Genomic DNA, 21,924 nt, shown 5'->3' on the forward strand with positions numbered 1-21,924 from the left:
GGGGTATGCCCGACGAATACGACGCCGTTAGACGTGACATGTCCAACTACGAAAAAGGTCTGTATTTCGAGTTAGGCAGAGCGCAGATAAGGGGGGAGACTCCCGACAAAGGGTGGGTACGGCAGTTCGAAATCAGGGTCGGACCGGAACAGGTACGGCGCATACTCGATTCAGCCCGAACCGACGGAAAAGGCGCAAGAAGTGTTGAACGAAAATCAGGACGTGTAAACGAAGCAGAAGCGCGAAAGCAACTCGGTCTAGAGCGGGAGGCGCTCGACTCCAAGCAACTGACACACAGTACCTGGGAAACGGTCGAAGGTGAAAAACTCCCGGCTAAAATGCTGGGCGATATGCAGGCATTGGAACGCGATTTCCCCGGCCAGTTTCGTCACGAGGTCGTTTCCCGCGCTGATGCGGCGCGGGCGATACGACTCGGTCAGTCCCTGATATCCCAACAACTCGAATTGATCAGGGCATACGAGCTGACTCGCGCCGACCGTGCACGTAAACGGCTAGGGAAAATCCGGGAAATCGTGCGAGCACGGGAAGGCAAGGCAAAAGAGGAACGGGCTCAAGAGAAAGAGCCTCAGCAGCGAGGAATAACGAAAGAGCGGGACGAGCAGGCACGGGAGAACAAGGCGCGAGACGAACGCGCCAGGCTCGAACCCGAGCCCGCCACACGGGTGCTGCGGGAACTTCCGACCTGGGCGCAGATACTCACCCGAGAAGACAACCGAGATAACGGGCAACCACCCACCCGCGCTGACCGTAACGCGCAAGCGGTGGAGATGCCCGGCCTTGAGATCAAACCGGGACGCGCCCAAGAACCCCCGGCACCACCACCCGTACCGCAACGAACGCCGGAGCAGGAACACGAAAACGCCCGAGCGCGAGCTATACAGGAACGCAACAACGCGCGAGCACTAGCAAGAGAGAATGGGCTATCGCCCCAGATAATGGGCATTCTCGGACTCAACAGCAATGAACCGCCCAAGATGATTAACGTTGACCAGGCCCGAGCACACGCCGAGTCCGAACGAGACCGGTCGATACATCAGCAGCGCGAACGTGAACGCGCCGAACGCGAACGTGAGAGCCGACACCGTGGCGAGTAGCGCTGGAATACTGAGCGCCGCTGTGCCGGATTCGGCTACCCCAATCCTGGCACCCCGCGTGCAGGATGCCTGCCGGGGTGCGTCGCAGATCGAGCAGGCTTACCAAACAGTCCCGCGAAATCTGTTGTGCCGCACGACGCGACCCTCGCTACGGGCTTCGTGAGGGTAGAGATATACGGGAAGCTCGCCGCCAAAATCGTGTAGCAATGAAGCAAGGTCCTTATCGATTCCTGCCGCATGATGTGTGAGCGTCTGCCCTATCAGATTTCGAGAATGATCACGTGTCAGCACGCAAGCGAAGTCGAAACGACCTCGATCCGCTTCGGCGTACCCGAACACCTCCGAGCGCGACATCTCTCGTGCGCAATCGATGAAAACCTTTGTAACGTAGTCATGTTCGTCAGACCTAGGCACGTGAGCATGTGTACCACTGCGCACCGACAGACGTTCAGGCATTCAGGGCGGATGCCATGTTGCGGATGCTGCGGCGCCACCGCCCATTCAGTGACATAGAGGCATGGTTTGTTGTTTGCGACTTGCAACCTTGGTCATTCCCATGGGTGTCCCCGCGCAGTGGATCTGGCGAATGGGTAGGCGGCTGGTGTCGGGTTCACCAGATTCGTTGAGCGCGGGTAGCGGTCTATGACTCGATGTATCTGGCGAGCGCGGAATAGATGCTGGGTGGTTCGTTCTGCAGTGTGGTGAGGTCGTCGGCCCATTGCTGTAGGGAATGGTTTGGTGCGGGCCGGAATCGCCAGTCGGCGAGGATGAGTGCGCCGACCTCGGCGGAGAATGTCTCAAGAAGCGTGGGTTCGGCGGCGGGTGAGCGCCAGTGGGCAGAGGTGAAACAGTACGGTGATCGAGATCAGCGTGGAGTGTCGAGATCCCGAGCCGCTCGCAGGACCGGATTGCGTTGAGCCTAGAAACTTTCGTCGTAGGCCCCGCCGTCTTGCCTGGTGCGTCTGACGCTCTCCCGGCATCTGCGACTCGCCCCAGCCGCGTAGACCCCTTACGATGCATCGGTGGACGTGCACCAGGGGTGGCTTTTGGTACTTGTCGGCCTGCCGGAGCCACCTGCCCTATCTCTTGCCGAGGTGGCGACGAGACCACATCTGGTGTCGCAAGGAACAGGTCGGCGCTGATCAGCACGTAGTAAGGACTAATCCGCACACGTGGGCGACGACGACAACATCAGCTAGCGGAATACCGAACGGTGCCGTGCTTTTTACGAGCGGGGCCGTAATGCCGAGTTCGCTCGCAATCGCGATTGCGGCGACCGGTCCCTTTGGGGAGCTGTCGTTGAAGTAAACAGTCGGCCGATCCGTCTCTAGGCGGGTGACTCCGAACTCGACGATGGTCCAGCCGCCAGATTTCAACTGCGCGGTATACGTGGTGGCCCGATCGGCAGCCAAGGTGGTGTCTATGTTGCTCTGAATATCGGTGACCACGCGGACCAACACCGACTTGTCAACCGTCGGCGGTGACGAGGGGGAGGCCGCGAATCTGGGCGGAGTTGACGCCGGGGCCGAGCCAGTTACGGCGGGAGGCACAGCAGCCGATGTGGCGACGCTGTGGCCGTGGTTGTCGATCTGGTCGATCACTGAGAGAGTGATCCACACTGTTGCGATCACAGGCAGCGGCAACAGTGCTGGCCACCACGGTGCCTTTCGCGGCGAACTCGTCTGATGACCCTGCCGAATCGGTGAAGATGTCAGGTCGTCTTGTTGAACGGACCAAGGCGTCCGCAGGGCAGGCTGTCGAACTGGTGACGGGCGCTGCGCTGGTCCCTTGAACAGTGCCATATTGCCGGTGGCGTTGAAGGCTCGTCGTTGCGGTCCGGGAAGCCCCTGAGCGCGGAGGCGACGATTGACCTGGTCGTAGAGTTCGTCGAGCGTCAGAGCCTCCTTGGAGGAGGTGCATACCGCGAGCAGAGCGCCGGTGAAACAAGTGTGTGGATCGGCGGTTGGCGCGTAAGAGACGGAGTTGGCCGTGGTGGACGTGATCGTATAGGTCCCGGCGATGTCTACCTGACCGGCGACAATCCCCAGGCTGTCTGTCATCGCCTCGATCGCGCGGCCGGAGAAACAACAATCCAGCAGCAACACTCGCGCGGCAGCCGGGCTGGAGACAATTTCCTCACGGAGTGTGTCGAAAGGCAATGCCGTCCAGCGCGGGCGAGCTGGGTCTGTCGATTGCAGCGCCAAATGAAGCCTGCCCCGATCATCGACCAGGCCATGACCGCAGTAGTACACCAGTAGCACGTCGGTCGCCTGAGCCGCCGCATGCGCCACGACGTCGCCGATGTCGGTTGCCGCAACCGGATCGCCGAGGCTCCAGCAGTTCTCGGCGGATAGAGTGCCGCCGACCGGATCGATGAGCGCCGCACGTAGGTCGGCCAGATTCCTCGGCACGGCTGGAATCGGCGGCAACGACGACGCGTCATGGCGACCGACACCGATCAGAACCGCCCTGGACTGCAGACGGTCCGGAAATCGCATCACAAGGAAGACTCCGAGTCCCCGAGAAGATCGCGCAGGTTCTGCAATACGACGTGAGGGTCGACCCTTTTCGCGTCAACCTCAATGCTGCGGCCGTCGCCGTTACTCAGCGTGACCTTGATATCTGAGCGTCGGCTGACGAGCCAGGTCGACAGCGATTTTGCCAGCACAGCTCCCATGCTGCCGGAACCGACCGCAACGGCTATCGCGTCGATAGCCCCACCCATCTCACCCAACTCGACCGCGGCATCCGCAGCGTGAACACGGCCACGAAGTCCGTCGTCGCGACGCAGCCAGGCCAGCAGCAGACGCAGTTCGTCTCCGTCCGCAGTTCGTATCCACAACCGCCCCGAGTAATCCACGGGCACATCCTGCCAGTGATCGGAACCGGCTGCAGGCCATTCCAATACCGCTGGCGAAAGGGTTTCGGCCGCTGTCGAAGACCACCCCTTAGTCAACGAACATTTCAAGGTTCTGCCGCGCCCTCGGGGCTTGCCCTCCACCTTTCCGGGCACCTTGTCACCAGTAGGTTGTCGTTGTGACCGCAGTAATCACTGCCCTGATCGCATTCGCTAGATCTGCTCAGCTCCACCGCAACGTTTCTGTTCCAGCACAATACATCTGCTCGTAGTACAGCGGATGGCCTTCGCAAAGCGACTACGGCAAGACCGGCGCATCCTGCACCATCGCACCGGTCGCCCGCAGCATCGGGGGGAATATAGGCTGCACCTGTGGAAACGTACGCCCATCAGGGGTGGTTTTTAGTACTTGTCGGCCTGGTAATTCTGGTGGGACTGGTCGGGATCATCGTCCCGATTCTGCCGGGGGCCATCTTGATCTTCGGGGCCATCGCCGTGTGGGCGTTCCTGACCGGGGGTACGACGGCGTGGATCGTATTCGCTATCAGCACTGCCTTTTTGGTGCTGTCCGGCGTCATCAAATACACCTGGCCGGGCCGGAAGATGAAGGATGCGGGGGTATCCAATCGCTCGCTGTTCATCGGTGCGATCTTCGGCATCGTTGGCTTCTTCCTCATCCCGGTGGTCGGGTTGTTCGTGGGATTCGTTTTGGGCGTATACCTTTCGGAGTTGCAGCGGCTGCGTGACAACCAACCCGCTTGGCAGGCAACGGTTCACGCGCTCAAAGGCGTCGGATTGTCGATGCTGATCGAGCTCTTCGGTGCGCTGTTGGCCACGGGCGTGTGGGTCATCGGCGCGATCATCGCCTGATCGTCAGCGTCTGCGGCACTCATACGCTGCGGTCGCGGCCGACGGCCAGGGCGCGCTCACTCGATGATCGGGAACGGAATCGTATCCGCCGGTTCGAACTTCGGCAGTTCATCGCGCCGCAGCGGCAGCGTCGGCTGCTCGGTGCGGTGAATCGGCAGGGTGGGCGTCGGGTCGGCCGCAATCGCGCGTTCGCGGGCGGGCAGCCGGTAGAACGCCCGCGCGTTGTCCTCCAGCACCTTGAACATATCGGTGCCGACCACATCGCAGATCAGGTCGACATCGGAATCCCGGAATGGCCGCCCCGCCCGGGTGCCGGGCAGATCGGTACCGAACATCAGCGCCTCGGGATTGACGGCATGGATTCGGCGCAGCGTATCGGCTACTTTCATGTGCACCCGACCGAAACCGGTCGCCTTCACCCGCGCCCCGCGATCCACCAGATCCAGCAGATAGGGCAGGCCTTCCTCGGACATGCCGAGATGGTCGATGGAGAACACCGGCAGCTTCGAGATCACCGGCTGCATCGAGGTGAGCATGTTGCCGTCGATATACACCTCGACATGCCAGCCGACGAGGTCGTGCGCACGCAACGCCTGGAGCGTCATCGCGGTGATATCCGCGGCCGCGCGCTTGACGTTGAACCGCAGCGCACGCACACCGATTTGGTCGAGTTCGATGATCTCTTCGTCGGTGGCGTCGGGGTCCAGCGCGGTGACGCCGACCCACCCCTCGCCGAGCTCGGCCAGCGCCGCTTTGAGGTAGGTCTGATCGGTGCCTTGGAACGATCCGCTGACCACGGCCCCGCCGCCGACATCGAACCGCGACATACGCTTTCGATAATCGGCGATGGTAAACGGGTCGGGCAGGTAGCCCTCGTTCTCGGCCAGCGGGAACCGCGGGTCGAAGATGTGGAGATGGGCATCGAACACTTGTACAGAATGCCTCATTGAATCCGCTCCCGCCTGAGGGAGGGAGATTCCCGGCTCATGTTGGCGAGCTGCTGCGGCGGCGACGGATTTCCGTCGCCGCCCAGCGGCGGGACTAGACCTTGTGCGGCTCGCTGGCGCGCAGCATGTCCTCGCGCTCGACGACCTTGACGCGCTCGCGGCCCTCCGGCTCGCCGAGTGCACGCTCGTGCGCGTCGAGGCGGTACCAGCCCTGCCAGGTGGTGAACGGGATGCCCTTGCCCTCGAGGAATTCGGTGACCGCGTCCAGTTCCGGCTCGGCGGCCGGGGTGAAGTTCACGCTGTCGTCGAGCAGGCAGGCCACGGTCTCGTTGGCGTCGCCCTTGGTGTGGCCGATGAGGCCGACCGGGCCGCGCTTGATCCAGCCGGTGACATAGGTGGCGGGAAGGTAGCGGTCCGCACCGTCCGCGTCCTCGTCGGCAAGGACGCGTCCGGCCTCGTTCGGGACGACACCGGCCTGATCGTCGAACGGCAGGTTGGTGAGGTTCTGCGACAGGTAGCCGACGGCGCGATAGACGGCTTGGACGTCCCATTTCTTGAACACACCGGTGCCCTTGACATTGCCGGTGCCGTCGAGCTGGGTGCGCTCGGTGCGCAGGCCGACGACCTTGCCGTCCTCGCCGAGGATCTCGGCGGGCGATTCGAAGAAGTGCAGGAACAGCCTGTGCGGGCGGTTGCCGACATCGCGGATAGCCCACTGCTCCAGAGTGTTGGCGATCATGTCGACCTGCTTGGAGTGCCGCCGCGCGGCCTCGGAGCCCTCGTCATAGTCGATGTCCTCGGGATCGACGATGACCTCGATGGTCGGGGAATGGTCGAGTTCGCGCAGCTCGAGCGGGGTGAACTTGGCCTGCGCCGGGCCGCGGCGCCCGAAGACGTGCACCTCGACGGCCTTATTGGCCTGCAGGCCGTTGTAAACGTTCGGCGGGATCTCGGTGGGCAGCAGTTCGTCACCGGTCTTGGCCAGCACGCGCGCCACGTCGAGTGCGACATTACCGACGCCGAGGACCGCGACCTTCTCCGCCTCCAGCGGCCAGGTGCGCGGCACGTCCGGGTGGCCGTCATACCAGGAGACGAAGTCCGCGGCGCCGTAGCTGCCCTCCAGGTCGATGCCGGGGATAGGCAGTGCGCGGTCGGCGTTGGCGCCGGTGGAGAAGATGACCGCGTCATAGAACGTGCGCAGATCATCGAGGGTGATGTCGGTACCGTAGTCGATATTGCCGAGCAAGCGGACCTGCGGCTTGTCCAGCACCTTGTGCAGGGCGGTGATGATGCCCTTGATGCGCGGATGGTCCGGCGCGACGCCGTAGCGGATCAATCCGAACGGCGCGGGCATGCGCTCGTACAGGTCGATGCTCACCTCGGCATCGGACTTCATCAACGCGTCGGCGGCGTAGATACCGGCCGGGCCTGCGCCTACGATCGCGATGCGAAGCGGGCGAGGCCCCGCGGTGTGCGCGTCAGGCCTGGAGGAGGCAGCTTGCGCACCGCTGGTCGACTCAGCACTGTTTTCGGTCATCTCTTACGCGCACCCTTATGGTCGAAACAATTGACGGCGTCAGTCTTAGCTTAGGCTAACTTGACGCACCCTCTCGGTCGCATCTGCCGATACGAACAGGCGGCCATCTCGGCTATGACAGCCACGCCGCAGTCTCGCGATTCTATCGGTGGCATAGCGCGCACCCTGCGGCGGTGCGTACACCGGGTGTTTGCTGTCCCGGCCCACCTACCGTGACTACCCGCTCTGGTGACATCTATCAAATCCGCGCGTCGCGGGTAATGGCGTGCGCGCGGGGGCGAGTGCCGGATACCACCGTCGACCAGGGATGATCGACGCATGACAGAGCAGCAGGGCACCGATGAAGAACCCGTAATCGAGGTCGATCAGACCGATCGTCGCTCCATCGCGCCGTTCATCGCGGCGGCCGTCTTCGCCGCTGTCGTGCTCATCGCGATCGTGCTCGGGGCGGTACTTTCGCCCGCTGAGAAAAATGTCACAGAATCGGACAAGATCGCGGCAGCGGTGCAGCGCTACGCGGAGGCCCGCGCCACCACCGACGACACACCGCCGCCTGGGGTGGCCTGTCCGGGATTCGATGAGAGCAAGACACCGCTCGCAGGTCAGTTCGGTGGGTCCGCCGCCGGAAAGTCGATCAAGGTCACCAAGATTGACAATTCGATGGTCGACGGCGATAAAGCCAAGGCGACGGTGACCATCGCGGTCGACGGCCGGGAGACCCCGGCCACCTGGAATCTGACCCGTTCCCAAGACCGCTGGATCGTCTGCGGTTGATTACTTCTGCGCGGCGCGAACTGGGGTTTGACACGGCGGCACCTGCCCAGGCAATCTCATTTTCGGGTCATGAGTACCAGCGCCAAGCCCCGGCTGGCTGGTCGGCAACCCTCCTCCGCGGTGGGGTGCTCCGGGTGACGACCTGGCCGCGCACCGAAGCCCAGGTGCGGCAAGCGTGGATTCACAGGAGGATCGCATGACATATGCCGGTGACATCACCCCACAGCAGGCGTGGGAGTTATTGCAGGACAACCCCGAAGCCGTCTTGGTCGACGTGCGCACCGAGGCCGAATGGCGTTTCGTCGGCGTGCCGGATACGAGTTCGATCGACCGGCCGACGGTCCTGATCGAATGGGTCGACAGCAACGGCGCCCGCAACGGTGAATTCGTCGAGCAACTGACCAAGGCGCTGGAGGGTCGCGATCCGGCGGCGCCCGTCGTCTTCCTCTGTCGCTCCGGACAGCGCTCGGTTGGCGCGGCGGTGGCCGCGACCGGGGCAGGCATCGCTCCGTCGTTCAATGTGCTGGAGGGCTTCGAGGGCCCGATCGACGAGTTCGGGCATCGTGGCGGTTCCGGCTGGCGCGCCATCGGCCTGCCGTGGCGGCAGTCATGATCACCGGTGGCGCGTTCGACAAGCCGCTGCCCGAAGGTGTCGGTCCCGCGACGCTCGGCGTGCGAGGTGGCCTGCGCCGCTCGGGATTCGAGGAAACCGCCGAGGCGCTGTATCTGTCCTCCGGTTTCGTCTATGAGAGCGCCGAGGCGGCCGAGGCCGCATTCACCGGCGATATCGAGCATTTCGTCTACTCCCGCTACGGCAACCCGACGGTCGCCATGTTCGAGGAGCGGCTGCGTCTGATCGACGGCGCCGAAGCGTGTTTCGCGACCGCGAGCGGTATGGCGGCCGTATTCACCGCGCTCGGTGCGCTTTTGGGCGCGGGCGACCGACTTGTGGCCGCGCGCAGCCTGTTCGGCTCGTGCTTCGTGGTGTGCAACGAGATCCTGCCGCGCTGGGGTGTGGAGACGGTCTTCGTCGACGGCGATGATCTGGATCAGTGGGAGCAGGCGCTTTCGGTGCCGACTCAGGCCGTATTCTTCGAGACACCGGCCAATCCGATGCAGACGCTGGTCGACGTGCGCCGGGTGACCGAGCTCGCGCACGCCGCAGGCGCGAAAGTGGTGCTGGACAACGTCTTTGCTACGCCGCTGCTGCAGCGCGGTTTCGAACTCGGTGCCGATGTGCTGGTGTATTCGGGCACCAAGCACATCGATGGTCAGGGCAGGGTGCTCGGTGGTGCGATCCTCGGCGCCGAGGACTACATCGGCGGTCCGGTGAAAACCCTTATGCGCCATACCGGCCCGGCGCTGAGCCCCTTCAACGCATGGACCCTGCTCAAGGGTTTGGAGACCATGCCGCTGCGCGTGCGTCATTCGACCGAAGCCGCACTGCGCATCGCGCGCTTCCTCGAGAGCAACAAATCCGTCTCGTGGGTGCGCTACCCGTACCTGGAGTCGCACCCGCAGCACGACCTGGCGATCAGCCAGATGAGCGGCGGCGGCACCGTGGTCACCTTCGAACTGAATGCGCCCGAGGACGAGGCCAAGAAGCGCGCCTTCGAGGTGCTCAACCGCCTGCGCATCATCGATATCTCCAATAACCTCGGCGACTCCAAGACCCTCATCACCCATCCGGCTACCACAACCCACCGCGCCATGGGCCCCGAGGGCCGCGCCACCATCGGCCTGTCCGACGGCGTCGTCCGCGTCTCGGTGGGGCTGGAGGATGTCGAGGATTTGCTGGGCGATTTGGACTACGCGCTGAGCTAGATGATGAGGAGTGACATCGCGTAGCTGATCACCTAATTCGCGGGTTTCAGCGGAGAGTTCTGCGCCCATTTACTCGTGCCGTCGGGTGCGTTGAGCGTCTCGATCAGCTCCACAGCCGAAAGCACCAGGACCGGTCCCCCGGCCGCGATTGTCCCCAAAATGCCGCCGATCCCCGCACCGGCGATCGCGGCAGGTATGCAGCCCACCCCGAGCGGCGGCAAACCCATAATGCATCCGGTAACGCCTCCGACGACCAGACCGATCGTGGTGCCGACGAATGTACCGAGCGTGGCGGCAAGCCCCATTCGGGTCGAGAACACCGCGAGCGCGGCCTGGTTCTCGACGGGCGATGCGACCGGCGTCGCGGCCAGCGCGGCGGCCGGTCGCAGCTCACCAGGCGTCAACCGCAGCTCCTTCGCGTCTTTGCTGAGTGCGGAGTCGACTGTGAGCACCTTGTCGCCCACGGCGAATCGCGTTGGCACGACCATCACGGGTGCGCCGCTCTCATCGCGAATCGTGAACGAGCTGTGATCGTGGTCGAGTACGAAGGTCCCTCCCGAGAGCGTGGTTGTCACAACGCGTTCCATCGAGGTGATCTTGTACTCGATGTCATGTTCGGCGGGTGCTTCCGCGCGGGCGGTGACCGGCGCGATTGCTGCGACGCATGCGATACCGATCGCCGCGATACGCGAGATTTCGATCATGAAATGTCCTTTTCTATTGCCAGTAGGGGTGGCACCGAAGAAGTCCGCGAAGGTCTCGATCAGCTCGAAATGGGGGATGACATCGATGTCCGCACCTCAGTCGCCATCGTGCCCATCCGAGAAGTAACTGGGGACACACGCGCGATCCAGCCGGGCGGGATAGGGGTCGCCCAATCGGACCGGTAGGTGACCCTTTCGGTATGCACGGTCCACGTGGATCTGCGATAGCGGTTCGGACCCGAGTGCCCGGAACTCCCACCGTGTTCCGGTGGAATCCGATTGCCAACCGTCCGGGCCGATCGCATATACTCGTTGGACCAGTCGGTCGACGACAACGATGGCGTAGTGGGCGTGGCGTCTCGCGGCGCTGCTCACCCGCCACCATCGCCGATCTCGCTCGTAGAGTGCTTCGGGGGACTGGAGGGCAGACGGCCCGGCATCCGGCCACGGCTGCGAGATGATGAGCGCAATACGTTCACCGACCGCGGTGAGGGCGCCCCAGCGCTGATAGATATGCGCCCGGTCCAGGCCCGTGACGGAGGCGACGTCGCCCAGTCCGGCCGTATGGTCGAGGGCGGCGGCGGCGGCTTCCGTCATCCCGGCGTCGATCTCGTTCGCGAGCACACTGTGCACTCGCAGTAAGGCTAGTTGGAACTCGCGTGCCTCCAGGAATTCCAGCTCACCGTCTTCATAGCGAGTCCATGCCTGTGGTCCGAGCCCGCTCAGTTGGCCGGCGAGTCCGAGGAGGATAGTCCGCACGGACCGTGACAGCCACAACCTTTCAGTTGCCCACATATCGCGAGCGAAGGCATACCCACTGTCGCTTACTTGTACATCAGTCATAGCCGAGGACTATAGCGGCGAGATACGCCCAGTTCACAGATTTACCGGATCGATCTTAATTAAATTTTCCGCTTTGCTAGCCAAATATTAGCCATATGCCCTGCGGTTGGTACATAGCTACCTTTGCGCGATTTCGAGAACATCCGCCGAAACGGTCTTCCGGTCCACGACATCTACTCGAATAAAACCTGGATCCCAGAGAGCAGAACGCGGGCAAGGCGAATGCCCGATGCTCTCCCCAACCGATCGGCCAGCGTAACGATATGGCGGCCCACCACCGACGTCCGGGCATATGTGCGTTCCGCGCCCACTGTCCATGCTCGAAAAGGGGGTACACATTGATTGCGACACCGACGAATCCAATGGCGTCCACGGCCGCCGCCGAATCCGCCGCGACGGCTCACCGGTTCGATTGGTCGATCGGCCACGCCGACGACACGCTCGTGGTGACGTTCGGAGTGGAACGCGCCGGAATCGAGCTACCTGCTGCGCTGCGAATCGGGGTGGAGTTGTTTTTCCAGGACAATGGCCTGTCTGGACCCACCATCGCTATCGGCGGTCCGGTCGGGCGCCATATCCGACTCGTCACCGGCATCAGCAAAGCCGATCGGGCTATTGAGTACCTCCGACACTGCGGGGCGGTGCTTCACGTCGACCGCGCCGTATGGCCCCTGCCTCCTGTTTCGGGACTCGGCCTCGCATGGTCGGCGGGCGGCGGAGACGGCCATCGCATACCCCCGCTCGTAGCGGTCGCCGCCGCGGTTCGAGCGGTACGTCTGTACACCCCGGACAGCGAGCAACTGCCGCAGGCGTCACGAACGAATCGTGGCTGACCACTCGGTAGGTGCCGATTCGACTGCGGCCTAGCAACATTCGACCTGTGGCCACCGCATCCGAATTTCGCCATCAACACCTTGGGGCTCAGGAACTATGCGCCGCGTTCCGGAGATGTTGCCGTTGGGCCGCAGGCGATGTCGTGGAAGGCTTCGCGGAGCAGGGCGGTGATGCGCTCGGGCGGGGCGTCGCGTAGTCCGTCCAGTTGGAGTAGGTGTCGACCGATGACGGTGCCGATGGTGATTGCGCCGATCAGCCCGGCGCGGAGGTCCGCATCGTCGTCGGCGAGGTGCTGGGCGGCTTGCCGCTGCCGGGACACCATGGCGAGTTGGACTTCGGCGGCGGCGTCGGGGTGGGTGAACATGGAACGGATCGCGGCGAGCGCGTCTGTTGGCTGCTGGGCGAGCTTGGTTTCGAGTGCCGCGAGCAGTTGGTCGGCCGCCTCTTCGGGCGTGCCGGTGACCAGGTCTTCCTGTTCGAAACCGGAAGCCTGGGCGAAGAGATTGTCTTTCGACCCGAAATAGCGCATCACCAGTCCGGGATCGGCCTGCGCCTCGGCGGCGATGGCACGGATGGTGGCCCGGTCGTAGCCGACCTCGGCGAACAGCCGCCTGGCCGCATCAAGGATCCGGGATTGTGTGCTCTGCCGTTGCTCGGCGCGGCTGCGAGGGCGAGAGTTCATCGGCTCAGTCTACGGACGTTGACCGAAGCCGCCCGCCATGCTAGCTTTCGGTCTACAACCGTTGACTGAAAGAGGATCATCATGTGGCACACAATCCTGTTGTCCGCGCTCGCCGGACTGTTCGGCGCGAATGCGGTACCGCATTTCGTCAAAGGCATGGTCGGCGAACAGTTTCCGAATGTGTGGGGTAACGATCCGCTGCGCAATGCGGTGGCGGGCACGTTCGGACTCGCACTCGCTGCCGTCATCGGATACTGGGCCGACCTCCCGGCGCACGCCTACGCGGGCATCGGCGGCGCCCTGGTCGGCGCGGTGGTGATGGCGATATTCCACGGCCGCGGTGGGGCCTATCGACTCAACTCCGCCCTGGGGCTCGCGAACCCATCTCGGGTATAGCTTCGGCGTTATTGTCATACTGTCAATACAGCCTCGGGTCGCCCCCGAGGAGCGCTGGATCAACGACGAACCGAGGTAGGGCGTGAGTACACCATCCACCGCCGAGCAGGGCCCGCTCGCGGGCATCAAGGTCATCGAGCTGGCCGGTATCGGCCCCGGTCCGCATGCGGCACTGCTGCTGGCGGACCTCGGCGCGAATGTGGTGCGGGTACAGCGACCCAATATGCTGCCCGGCTTCATGGAGCGGCCGCAGTGGCGCGGGCGCACCATCGTCGAGGCGAATCTGAAGGATCCGGCGGATATCGAGAAGGTGCTGGGACTCGCCGAGAAGGCGGATGTGCTGATCGAAGGGTTCCGGCCCGGCGTCACCGAACGCATGGGTCTCGGCCCGGATGCCGTGCTCGCGCGCAACCCACGGCTGGTCTACGGCCGGATGACCGGCTGGGGGCAGGACGGTCCACTGGCCGATCGCGCCGGACACGACATCAACTACATCTCGCTGACCGGTGTGCTGCACGCCATCGGCCGCAAGGGTGAGCGCCCGGTACCGCCGCTGAATATGGTCGGCGATTTCGGTGGCGGCTCGATGTTCCTGGTATTCGGCATTCTCGCGGCCCTGGTCGAACGGCAGAGTTCCGGTAAGGGGCAGGTCATCGATTCGGCGATGATCGATGGGGCGCTTGCCCTTTCACACATGATCTGGGGTATGCGCGGCATGGGCCTGTGGTCGGATGAGCGCGGCACCAACCTGCTCGATACCGGCATGGCGTTCTATGACACGTACGAGACCTCGGACGGCAAGTACATGGCGGTCGGCGCGATCGAGCCACAGTTCTACGCTGAGCTGTTGCGGGGCTTGGAGATCGATCCCGAAGGTCTGCCCGCACAGATCGATCCGAACGGTCAGGATCAGCTGAAGAAGCTGTTCACGGAGAAGTTCAAGACCAAGACCCGGGACGAATGGGCCGCGATCTTCGACGGCACCGACGCATGCACGACACCGGTATTGACTTTCACTGAAGCAGAACAGAATCCACACATTGTGGCGCGCACCGGATTGATCGAGATCGACGGCGTCGTCCAACACGCACCGGCCCCCCGCTTCTCCCGCACCCCCGCCGGTACCCCCACCCCACCCCCCACCAACGCCACCCCGATCGAATCCATCTGGACGAACTGACAACTCGTCGCCAGCACCTTCCGCGGCGCGGCTCTACTGCTCCCGCGCACCGATTCACGCGCCACGCATGTTTTCGCCCGCGAATTCATGCGCGGCGCGACAACCCAGGAGCAGCCCGACAGTCCAAGCGCAGACCGACAGTCCACGCGCAGACCGACAGTCCACGCGCAGACCCACAACCCGGGAGCAGCCCGGCAACCCAAGCGCAGCCCGAGAAGGGGTGCGGCGCTCGGCGCTAGTTCCGCGTCCATTCCGGCTGGGCGAAATGCGCGATCCGGGCGGCGGCGGGGTCTCGGCCAAGCAGTATGACTTCGCGGAACTGCCAGAGCATGGCACCGGTCGGTGAGTGGATGGTCATGTTCTCGGCGAGGCGCATCTGCAGCAGGCCAAGGCCGTCCGAGTTGACCGAAGGAGCATCGCCGCGCAGATCCTTTTGTCGCACGGCATCGTTCGGGTGCACCCAATGCGGTACATCGTCGGCGGCCAGCCGGGCGAGATCCACTCGATGGACCGAGTGGACCTCGTCCGGACTGGGCCGCAGCTCGGATGCGTCGTTGAGAGCCGCCACGATCGGGGTGATGACGAAGCCCGACGCGGCGGGAAAGTCATCGAGCCTGCCGAGCAGATCGGCCTGACTGGCGGTCAGTCCGAGTTCCTCGTGCAATTCACGGATCGCCGCCTGCTCAACCGTTTCCCCGTCGTCGACCCGCCCACCGGGCAACGCCCATTGCCCGGCGTTGCGTCCCCGATACGCGCGTCTGATGACCATCACCGATGGTGGGCCGTCCACTGCTACCACGCATAACAACACCGCTGCCCGCCGAATACCTGGCACATCGGCCACCTCGGTATGCGGGAACTCGCCCAACCGCGCACGCGCGAGCACACGGAAGGCATCCACACTCTCAGGGACACCTGGTCCCGCACTAGGTCCCATACCCTAGATCTTGCCCTACGGCTCTCGCACACCAAGTCGCTGTCTCACGTACCGCATTGAGCCTGTTGCGCGAACTGTGCGCATCAAGCCTCAAACGACGTCCCGGACGAACACACCGATTTCCCGCCCCAACGGTATCCACGCAGCGGATCGGACTCCTGTTGCCCAATGCGCCCCTGGGCGGCTGTTCCGTCACATCAACGTCACACTCGGGGGACCAAATCACCCCCGGCTGAGCATGATTGCACGGCCACCGACGAAATAGGGGCGACCTGCGCAATGGCCAAATCCGCAACAATTCGGCAATAGGTTCCACGCCGTGCACGAGATAGCCATTCGCTATGTGAGAAGCATTAGTAGCAGGTAAGCGGTTGGAGGGGGTCCGCGGCGCGGGGCGTGAGGGCTTCGTAGGCGGCGGCGATGGACTTCACCGCCAGGCGCAGTTCCGGTTCGGGATGGGTGAAGGGCAGTCGGATGAAGCGTTCGAAGGCGCCCTGAACACCGAATCTCGGTCCGGCGGCGAGCAATACACCGTGGTTGGGGGCGGTTGCGGCCAGTGCCGTCGAGACCGGAGCCGGTAGCTGCGCCCAGACCGACATTCCGCCATCGCCGACGATCGTGCGCCAGTCCGGGAGCTCTTCGCCGAGCGTGGTGAGCAAAGCCGCACGCTGGGCGCGGAGTTGGTCGCGACGACGGGTGAGGATGGTGTCGGCGTTGTCCAGCAGGTGGATGGTGGCCAACTGGTCCATGACGGGCGTGCCGAGGTCGACGGTGGATCGGATGCCGAGCAGTTTGGTGATCAGCGACTGGTTGGTGCGAATCCAGCCGACGCGCAGACCGCCCCAGAAGGATTTGGAGGCCGAGCCGATGGTGATGATCTCGCTGCCCTTGGCGAAGGCCGCGACCGGCGGTGGCGCGGTCCGGTCGGTCAGGCTCAGGTCCACCATCGACTCGTCGATCACCACGGTCATCCGGGTTTCGCGAGCGATGGCGGCCAGTTCGGCGCGGCCGTCGGCGCCGAGCAACAGGCCGGTCGGGTTGTTGAAGTCCGGGACCAGGTAAGCCAGGGTGGCCGCGGTTTGCCTTGCCGCACTGCGGATCCCGTCGAGATCCCAGCCGGACTCCGGGGTTTCGGGGCGCAGCGGCACCGGTACCGGGCGGGCGCCGACATCGCGGATCGCCTCGATGGCATTCGGATAGGTCGGGTGGTCGATGAGAACCCGGGCCGCGGGCGCGGTGAGCACATTCAGCAATAGCCGCAGGCCGTGCTGGGCACCCAGGGTGACCAGGATCTGGTCCGGTTCGGTGGGCAGGCCGCGCTCGGTGTAGCGGCGGGCCACCGCCTCGCGCAGCGCGAGCACACCGACCGGATCCATGCCGTGCGTGCCGAGATAGGCCGGAAGGCCTTGCAGTGCAACGGAGTACGCCTCCTGCATCTCCATGGGCGCGGCCATGGCGGCATAGGTCATATCAATGGTCGGCAGTTCCGGTTGCGCCATCATCGCGAGGATGCTGCGGGCCGGTTTGGTGCCGTCGTGCTGCACATCGCGCGGCAGGGCGACGGTGCTGCGCGAACCCTGACGGCTGATCAGATAGCCGTGTTCGCGCAGCAGGCTGTAGGTGGAGGTAATGGTCGTGCGACTGACGCCGAGGGTGGTGGCGAGGTCGCGCTCACTGGGCAGCGCGACACCGAGCGGTGCGCGACCGTCATGGATGAGCAGGCGTATGCCTTCGGCAAGAGCCAGATAGGCCGGTCGCGTCGAGCGGCGCTCCCCCGGTTCGCCGTTCTCGTCCGCACTGCGCCAACTCCCCAGATCGCGGGCAAGACTGGCGGCACCGATAACTCTCGTCGACATAAAGTCCAGTATTAGCCAAGTGGATATTCAATGACAAGGCCAGTGCGCGCACGCTGACTTCTATGACCGCTCTCGCCACCCTGCTCGTCATCGCCGCCTTCGCCTATCTCATCCATCGGTTCGCACCGCGACGCCCGAGCGAGGCCTTTCGCCTCGAACGGTTCCACGCGCCGGGACCATTGACCGACTGGTCGCCTTCCTACTACGAAAACCAGCGCCAATACGCGGATCTCGCCGCGATCTACGGTCGCGACGATGTGCCGGATCCGGATGCGCCGGCCCTCGCGAATCCCGAGCGGGCCGCGCAGCGCCGGATCTCGAACCCGAGCTGCGGGGCCGTGAAGCCGACCATCGGTGGTATCCAGGCCAGTTTCTGAGAACTGGACTGGTCTGCTCTCAGCTGTCGGACCCGGAGTGCACACTGACCGTATGAGTGCTTCCGCTCGTCCGGTCACCGGGTCGGCGCAGTTCGAAACCGCCATCGGCACCTGCGCGATCGCCTGGGCCGACGACTTCGTATTCCGATTCGGACTGCCCGAGGCCAGCCCCGCCGCGACGCGGACCCGGATCATGCGTCGCAGCAGCCGAATTCCGGACTCGCAGGACATTCCGGAGGCGAAACCCACCGGCCCGCTCGCCGATGTCATCGCCCGCATCCAGGCCCACCTCGCCGGGGAACTCGACGATCTGCGCTGGATTCCCGTGACCACCAGTGGAATTCCGGAATTCCACCGCGCCGTCTACGAAGTGACCCGTGCGATCGATCCCGGCCACACCCTCAGCTACGGCCAGGTCGCCGACCGTATCGGCGCGCCCGGCGCCGCCCAAGCCGTCGGGCAGGCCCTCGGCCGCAACCCGATCCCGCTGATCATCCCCTGCCACCGAGTCCTGGCCGCCGACCACACTCTCACCGGCTTCTCCGCTCCCGGCGGTATCACCACCAAGCAACGCCTTCTGGAAATCGAACGCACCCCCGGCTTCGGCGAACCCACCCTCTTCTGACCAGAATCGCCTACGCCCGCGCCTGGGAGGTTCAGGCCGAGCTCACCAAGCGGGGACAGCATCGCAGCGCGGTCCCGGTCGACCTCGTGCTCGCAGCCACTGCCGAGTTGCGCGGGCTGACTTTGCTGCATCGGGATCACGACTTCGACTGCATCGCCGCAGTGACCGGTCAGCCGCATCGTGGCTGGGCTCCCAGAAAACCATAGATCGGGCATAGTCGGGACATGAGTGATGATCGACCGGCGCTGGCCGTTGCACTGGATTTGGAGCCGCATCCGGAGGGCGGGTGGTATCGGCAAACCTGGCGTAGTGCGGTGGAATTCAGGCCGGAGGGCTACCCCGGGCGGCGAGCCAGTGGGACCGCGATCTATTTCCTGTTGATGCCTGGTGAGCGGTCAGCGCCGCATACGGTGCGGTCGGATGAGGTGTGGTTGTGGCATCGGGGTGGGGCGCTGGCGCTCGACATCGGGGGCGAGGAGATCATCCTCGGGCCCGATGTCGAGCACGGGCAGGTATTGCAGGCGGTGGTGCCCGGCGGGGTCAGTCAGGCCGCGCGGCCAGTCGGCGCTGAATATGTGCTCGTGAGCTGCATCGTTGCGCCGGGATTCGACTTCGCCGACTTCACCCTCGACTGATCAGTCGATCTCCAACACGCCCTCGTCGACCGCCCATTTGATCGTCTTCTCCAGTTGCGCACAAGTTTCCGGACGCCCCGGCCCGTACCCTTGCGCGCTCAGCCGGGCGAAAACCGGGCAGCGCGCGGCCGGATTCTCGGTCCACTGCACCGAGGTCTGGTGCGACGAACTCTTGCGCACCAGCACCTCGCTCTGGCAGGACTGACACCGCAGCGGCGTCAGTCCCTCCTCCAGATAGCGCTGTTTATCGACGACGGTCTGGGCCTGCACCGCGGCCCGCCGCGCCGGTTGGTCGGCGAAGTCGGGTGCTTTCGCCCAGGTCGGCGCCATCAGACTCCCGCTTCCGCTTCCGTTTCCCGCTTGCGCCGGAGATTCTCGGCGACCTCGGCCTCCCATGCCTCATTCGCCTTGGTGGTATCCACCTCGAATTCGAAGCGCTGGGTCATCTTGTCGGTCACGTCGGCCAGGTCCACATAGAACTGGTCGTACCAGCGACGCAGCTGGTAAACCGGGCCGTCCTCCTCACAGAGCAGCGGATTTTCGACCTTGGACTTGTGCTTCCAGATCTCGACGTCCTGCAGGAACCCGACACTGATGCCTTCGGTCATCTTCGCGGCCAACTTATCGGCCATCTCACCATCGACGCCCTTCGGCTTCTCCAGCGAGACGCCCCACTGCAGCACGAACGAATCCTGTGTCACCGGGTAGTGGCAGTTGATCAGGACGCTCTTGACCTCGTATCCGCTGTAGATATTGACCAGCGGGTTGATCATGTAAGAGGGCCCGAAGTACGACGCCTCCGACTTCAGCAGGGTGTCGCCGCCGTACTTCGAGGCCATACCGATATCGGGACGACCCTTGGTCTCCAGGAACTGGGTGGCGATATGCCCCTCGAAGACGTTCTTGAAGTACGTCGGGAAGGCGAAGTGGATATAGAAGAAGTGGGCCATATCCACCACGTTGTCGATGATCTCGCGGCAGTTCGCGCCCTCGATCAGCAGGGAGTTCCAGGTCCATTCGGTCCACCCGCTGTCGAGTTGTTCGCTCGGATTGCCATCCGCGTCGGTGTACGGGCCGACGATGTGCGGAATGGTCACCTCCGGCGGCGGCTGGCTGCCCTCGACGTCGTGCCAGACGAACAGCTGGCCGTTGCGCTCGAGGGTGGTCCATTTGCGGGTGCGCGCCAGTGGCGGCACGCGCCGCGCATAGGGAATCGCGGTGCATTTGCCGCTGGTGCCGGACCAGCGCCAGTCGTGGAATGGGCAGGCGATATCGCCGTCCTTGACCTCACCCATGCTCAGGTCGCCACCCATATGCCTGCAGTAGGCGTCCAGCACCCGGAGTTCGTCATTGCTGTCGACCCAGACGACGAGCTTGGTTCCGAACACCTCGACCGCATGCGGCTTGCCGTCGCGGAACGACTTCGCCAACCCGAGGCAATGCCATCCCCGCGCATATCGGGTGGGCGCGGAGCCCACATCGAGCTCGCGGTGCTTACCCACCCCGTCGGCTGCGCCTCCTGCCATCCCCCTTCCTTTCGCACCGCTCCCTTGCGGGGTAACTGCCATCGCGTTCCTCCTCCTTCTGTACTAGAACACGTTACAAAAATGTCGCGTTCCACGCCAGCGATTCCGGCGACCACCTGCGAATCGGTGACGAATGCCCCTTATGGTCACCCGTTCTCGACAGAAATAAGAACCTGTTCTAGTCTCAGAGGCAAATGAGTACCGGTTACCAATCCGACCAGGCAGGAGCAGGTCCCGCGATGACGCAAGAAGTGACCGAACGGGTCGAAGCACTGTTGCCGACGCTGCGCGAGCGCGCACAGGAGGCCGAGGACCTGCGGCGCATCCCCGACGAATCGATGAAGGCACTGCAGGCGACCGGCTTCTTCCGCCTGCTGCAGCCCAAGCAGTGGGGTGGCCATGCGGCCGACCCGGTCGTGTTCTACGACACGGTTCGCAAGCTCGCCAGCGCATGCGGCTCCACCGGCTGGGTGGCTGGCATCGTCGGCGTGCACAACTGGCACCTCGCATTGTTCGACCAGCAGGCGCAGGAGGATGTGTGGGGCGAGGACAACGAGGTCCGCATCTCCTCGTCGTACGCTCCGATGGGCGCGGGCACAGTCGTCGACGGCGGCTATATCGTCAAGGGCGCGTGGGCTTGGTCCTCGGGCTCGGATCACGCTACCTGGGCGGTGCTCGGCGGTCCGGTGATCAAGGACGGCAAGCCGGTCGACTTCGGCAGCTTCCTGATCCCACGCAGCGACTACCGCATCGATGACGTGTGGAATGTGGTCGGCCTGCGCGGCACCGGATCCAATACCGTTGTGGTGGAGGATGTTTTCGTGCCGAAGCATCGGTTCCTGAGTTTCCGAGCGATGAGCGAGCTGAAATCCCCCGGCCTGGAACAGAACACCGACCCGGTGTACAAGATGCCTTGGGGCACAATCCATCCCACGACAATCTCCACGCCTATTGTCGGCATGGCCTACGGCGCGTACGCCGCCCATGTCGAGCATCAGGGCAAGCGGGTGCGCGCGGCCTACGCCGGTGAGAAGGCCAAGGAGGATCCGTTCACCAAGGTGCGGGTCGCCGAGGCATCCAGCGATATCGATGCGGCCTGGCGTCAGCTGTCGGGCAATGTCGCCGATGAATACGCACTGCTGGTGGCCGGCAAGGAGATTCCATTCGACCTGCGAGTGCGGGCCCGCCGCGACCAGGTGCGCGCGACCGGCCGGGCGATCGCCTCGATCGATAAGCTCTTCGAGGCATCTGGCGCCACCGCGCTGGCGAACGGCACTCCACTGCAACGCTTCTGGCGCGACGCGCACGCCGGTCGAGTGCACGCGGCCAATGATCCCGAGCGCGCCTATGTCATGTACGGAACGCACGAATTCGGGCTTCCGGTTACCGACGGCATGGTCTAGCC

The 21,924-nt window shown here is 64.1% G+C and carries 23 protein-coding genes and 1 riboswitch; of the genes, 12 read left to right on the forward strand and 11 right to left on the reverse strand.

Annotated elements, in window-relative coordinates:
* Positions 1–5: 5 nt before the first annotated feature.
* On the forward strand, positions 6–1,115 hold the full coding sequence (locus ACQP2U_RS39365) for a hypothetical protein (protein ID WP_433712234.1): 1,110 nt from the start codon (positions 6–8) through the stop codon (positions 1,113–1,115).
* A 1,142-nt stretch (positions 1,116–2,257) separates the two neighbouring features.
* Here the strand turns inward: ACQP2U_RS39365 and ACQP2U_RS39370 are convergent.
* Positions 2,258–3,613, reverse strand: a complete 1,356-nt coding sequence (locus ACQP2U_RS39370) for a caspase family protein (protein WP_433712235.1) — start codon at positions 3,611–3,613, stop codon at positions 2,258–2,260.
* Positions 3,613–4,116 carry an effector-associated constant component EACC1 gene (locus tag ACQP2U_RS39375; protein ID WP_433712236.1) on the reverse strand — a complete coding sequence of 168 codons (504 nt, stop codon included), beginning with the start codon at positions 4,114–4,116 and terminating at the stop codon, positions 3,613–3,615. The genes ACQP2U_RS39370 and ACQP2U_RS39375 overlap by 1 nt, the downstream gene beginning before the upstream one ends.
* A 228-nt stretch (positions 4,117–4,344) precedes the next feature.
* Here ACQP2U_RS39375 and ACQP2U_RS39380 point away from each other — a divergent pair, with 228 nt between their 5' ends.
* Positions 4,345–4,842, forward strand: coding sequence for a DUF456 domain-containing protein (locus ACQP2U_RS39380; protein ID WP_433712238.1), 498 nt, complete (start codon positions 4,345–4,347; stop codon positions 4,840–4,842).
* 56 nt (positions 4,843–4,898) lie between these two features.
* Here the strand turns inward: ACQP2U_RS39380 and ACQP2U_RS39385 are convergent, their stop codons facing one another.
* Together ACQP2U_RS39385 and ACQP2U_RS39390 are read right to left on the reverse strand one after the other, a co-directional pair.
* The gene (locus ACQP2U_RS39385) at positions 4,899–5,789 is read right to left on the reverse strand and encodes an amidohydrolase family protein (protein WP_433712239.1); all 891 of its coding nucleotides are present in this window, start codon (positions 5,787–5,789) and stop codon (positions 4,899–4,901) included.
* Positions 5,790–5,883: 94 nt separating this feature from the next.
* Positions 5,884–7,326: an FAD-dependent oxidoreductase gene (locus tag ACQP2U_RS39390; protein WP_433712240.1), complete on the reverse strand. Its 1,443-nt coding sequence runs from the start codon at positions 7,324–7,326 to the stop codon at positions 5,884–5,886.
* A 318-nt stretch (positions 7,327–7,644) separates the two neighbouring features.
* On the opposite strand from ACQP2U_RS39390, the gene ACQP2U_RS39395 reads away from it, so the two are divergent.
* From ACQP2U_RS39395 to ACQP2U_RS39405, 3 genes are all read left to right on the forward strand, one after another.
* The gene (locus ACQP2U_RS39395) at positions 7,645–8,100 is read left to right on the forward strand and encodes an Rv0361 family membrane protein (RefSeq protein WP_433712241.1); all 456 of its coding nucleotides are present in this window, start codon (positions 7,645–7,647) and stop codon (positions 8,098–8,100) included.
* A 65-nt stretch (positions 8,101–8,165) separates the two neighbouring features.
* Positions 8,166–8,282: riboswitch (SAM riboswitch) on the forward strand.
* A 14-nt stretch (positions 8,283–8,296) separates the two neighbouring features.
* Positions 8,297–8,713 (forward strand): rhodanese-like domain-containing protein, encoded by a 417-nt coding sequence (locus tag ACQP2U_RS39400; protein ID WP_433712242.1) that lies wholly within the window; start codon positions 8,297–8,299, stop codon positions 8,711–8,713.
* Positions 8,710–9,924, forward strand: a complete 1,215-nt coding sequence (locus ACQP2U_RS39405) for an O-succinylhomoserine sulfhydrylase (RefSeq protein ID WP_433712243.1) — start codon at positions 8,710–8,712, stop codon at positions 9,922–9,924. Before ACQP2U_RS39400 ends, ACQP2U_RS39405 begins: the two co-directional genes overlap by 4 nt.
* Positions 9,925–9,956: 32 nt before the next feature.
* Here ACQP2U_RS39405 and ACQP2U_RS39410 read toward each other — a convergent pair whose 3' ends face one another.
* Both ACQP2U_RS39410 and ACQP2U_RS39415 read right to left on the reverse strand, forming a co-directional pair.
* On the reverse strand, positions 9,957–10,628 hold the full coding sequence (locus ACQP2U_RS39410; RefSeq protein WP_433712244.1) for a hypothetical protein: 672 nt from the start codon (positions 10,626–10,628) through the stop codon (positions 9,957–9,959).
* Positions 10,629–10,724: 96 nt separating this feature from the next.
* Positions 10,725–11,471: a hypothetical protein gene (locus ACQP2U_RS39415; protein ID WP_433712245.1), complete on the reverse strand. Its 747-nt coding sequence runs from the start codon at positions 11,469–11,471 to the stop codon at positions 10,725–10,727.
* 362 nt (positions 11,472–11,833) lie between these two features.
* On the opposite strand from ACQP2U_RS39415, the gene ACQP2U_RS39420 reads away from it, so the two are divergent.
* Positions 11,834–12,304, forward strand: a complete 471-nt coding sequence (locus ACQP2U_RS39420; protein ID WP_433712246.1) for a hypothetical protein — start codon at positions 11,834–11,836, stop codon at positions 12,302–12,304.
* Between the two features lie 95 nt (positions 12,305–12,399).
* Here ACQP2U_RS39420 and ACQP2U_RS39425 read toward each other — a convergent pair whose 3' ends face one another.
* Entirely contained in the window at positions 12,400–12,987 is a 588-nt protein-coding gene (locus ACQP2U_RS39425) for a TetR/AcrR family transcriptional regulator (RefSeq protein ID WP_433712247.1), read from the reverse strand.
* 81 nt (positions 12,988–13,068) lie between these two features.
* On the opposite strand from ACQP2U_RS39425, the gene ACQP2U_RS39430 reads away from it, so the two are divergent.
* Positions 13,069–13,383: a hypothetical protein gene (locus ACQP2U_RS39430; protein ID WP_433712248.1), complete on the forward strand. Its 315-nt coding sequence runs from the start codon at positions 13,069–13,071 to the stop codon at positions 13,381–13,383.
* Between the two features lie 82 nt (positions 13,384–13,465).
* A complete protein-coding gene (locus ACQP2U_RS39435; protein WP_433712250.1) occupies positions 13,466–14,563 on the forward strand; it encodes a CaiB/BaiF CoA transferase family protein in 1,098 nt (365 codons plus the stop codon).
* A 235-nt stretch (positions 14,564–14,798) separates the two neighbouring features.
* Here ACQP2U_RS39435 and ACQP2U_RS39440 read toward each other — a convergent pair whose 3' ends face one another.
* Together ACQP2U_RS39440 and ACQP2U_RS39445 are read right to left on the reverse strand one after the other, a co-directional pair.
* The gene (locus ACQP2U_RS39440; RefSeq protein WP_433712251.1) at positions 14,799–15,464 is read right to left on the reverse strand and encodes an NUDIX hydrolase; all 666 of its coding nucleotides are present in this window, start codon (positions 15,462–15,464) and stop codon (positions 14,799–14,801) included.
* A gap of 389 nt (positions 15,465–15,853) precedes the next feature.
* Positions 15,854–17,356 (reverse strand): PLP-dependent aminotransferase family protein, encoded by a 1,503-nt coding sequence (locus ACQP2U_RS39445; protein WP_397033890.1) that lies wholly within the window; start codon positions 17,354–17,356, stop codon positions 15,854–15,856.
* 62 nt (positions 17,357–17,418) lie between these two features.
* Here ACQP2U_RS39445 and ACQP2U_RS39450 point away from each other — a divergent pair, with 62 nt between their 5' ends.
* The 3 genes from ACQP2U_RS39450 to ACQP2U_RS39460 all read left to right on the forward strand — a co-directional run bounded on the left by ACQP2U_RS39450 (position 17,419) and on the right by ACQP2U_RS39460 (position 18,993).
* The gene (locus ACQP2U_RS39450) at positions 17,419–17,733 is read left to right on the forward strand and encodes a hypothetical protein (RefSeq protein WP_433712252.1); all 315 of its coding nucleotides are present in this window, start codon (positions 17,419–17,421) and stop codon (positions 17,731–17,733) included.
* Positions 17,734–17,785: 52 nt separating this feature from the next.
* The gene (locus tag ACQP2U_RS39455; protein WP_433712254.1) at positions 17,786–18,358 is read left to right on the forward strand and encodes a methylated-DNA--[protein]-cysteine S-methyltransferase; all 573 of its coding nucleotides are present in this window, start codon (positions 17,786–17,788) and stop codon (positions 18,356–18,358) included.
* A gap of 224 nt (positions 18,359–18,582) precedes the next feature.
* On the forward strand, positions 18,583–18,993 hold the full coding sequence (locus ACQP2U_RS39460; RefSeq protein WP_433712255.1) for a cupin domain-containing protein: 411 nt from the start codon (positions 18,583–18,585) through the stop codon (positions 18,991–18,993).
* Here ACQP2U_RS39460 and ACQP2U_RS39465 read toward each other — a convergent pair whose 3' ends face one another.
* Positions 18,994–19,323, reverse strand: a complete 330-nt coding sequence (locus ACQP2U_RS39465; protein WP_433712256.1) for a hypothetical protein — start codon at positions 19,321–19,323, stop codon at positions 18,994–18,996.
* Positions 19,323–20,519 (reverse strand): Rieske 2Fe-2S domain-containing protein, encoded by a 1,197-nt coding sequence (locus ACQP2U_RS39470; protein WP_433712257.1) that lies wholly within the window; start codon positions 20,517–20,519, stop codon positions 19,323–19,325. The genes ACQP2U_RS39465 and ACQP2U_RS39470 overlap by 1 nt, the downstream gene beginning before the upstream one ends.
* A 239-nt stretch (positions 20,520–20,758) precedes the next feature.
* Here ACQP2U_RS39470 and hsaA point away from each other — a divergent pair, with 239 nt between their 5' ends.
* Positions 20,759–21,922, forward strand: a complete 1,164-nt coding sequence (hsaA, locus tag ACQP2U_RS39475) for a 3-hydroxy-9,10-secoandrosta-1,3,5(10)-triene-9,17-dione monooxygenase oxygenase subunit (RefSeq protein ID WP_397033904.1) — start codon at positions 20,759–20,761, stop codon at positions 21,920–21,922.
* Positions 21,923–21,924 lie beyond the last annotated feature (2 nt).

The organism is Nocardia sp. CA-084685 (assembly GCF_050955785.1).
Lineage (GTDB): Bacteria > Actinomycetota > Actinomycetes > Mycobacteriales > Mycobacteriaceae > Nocardia.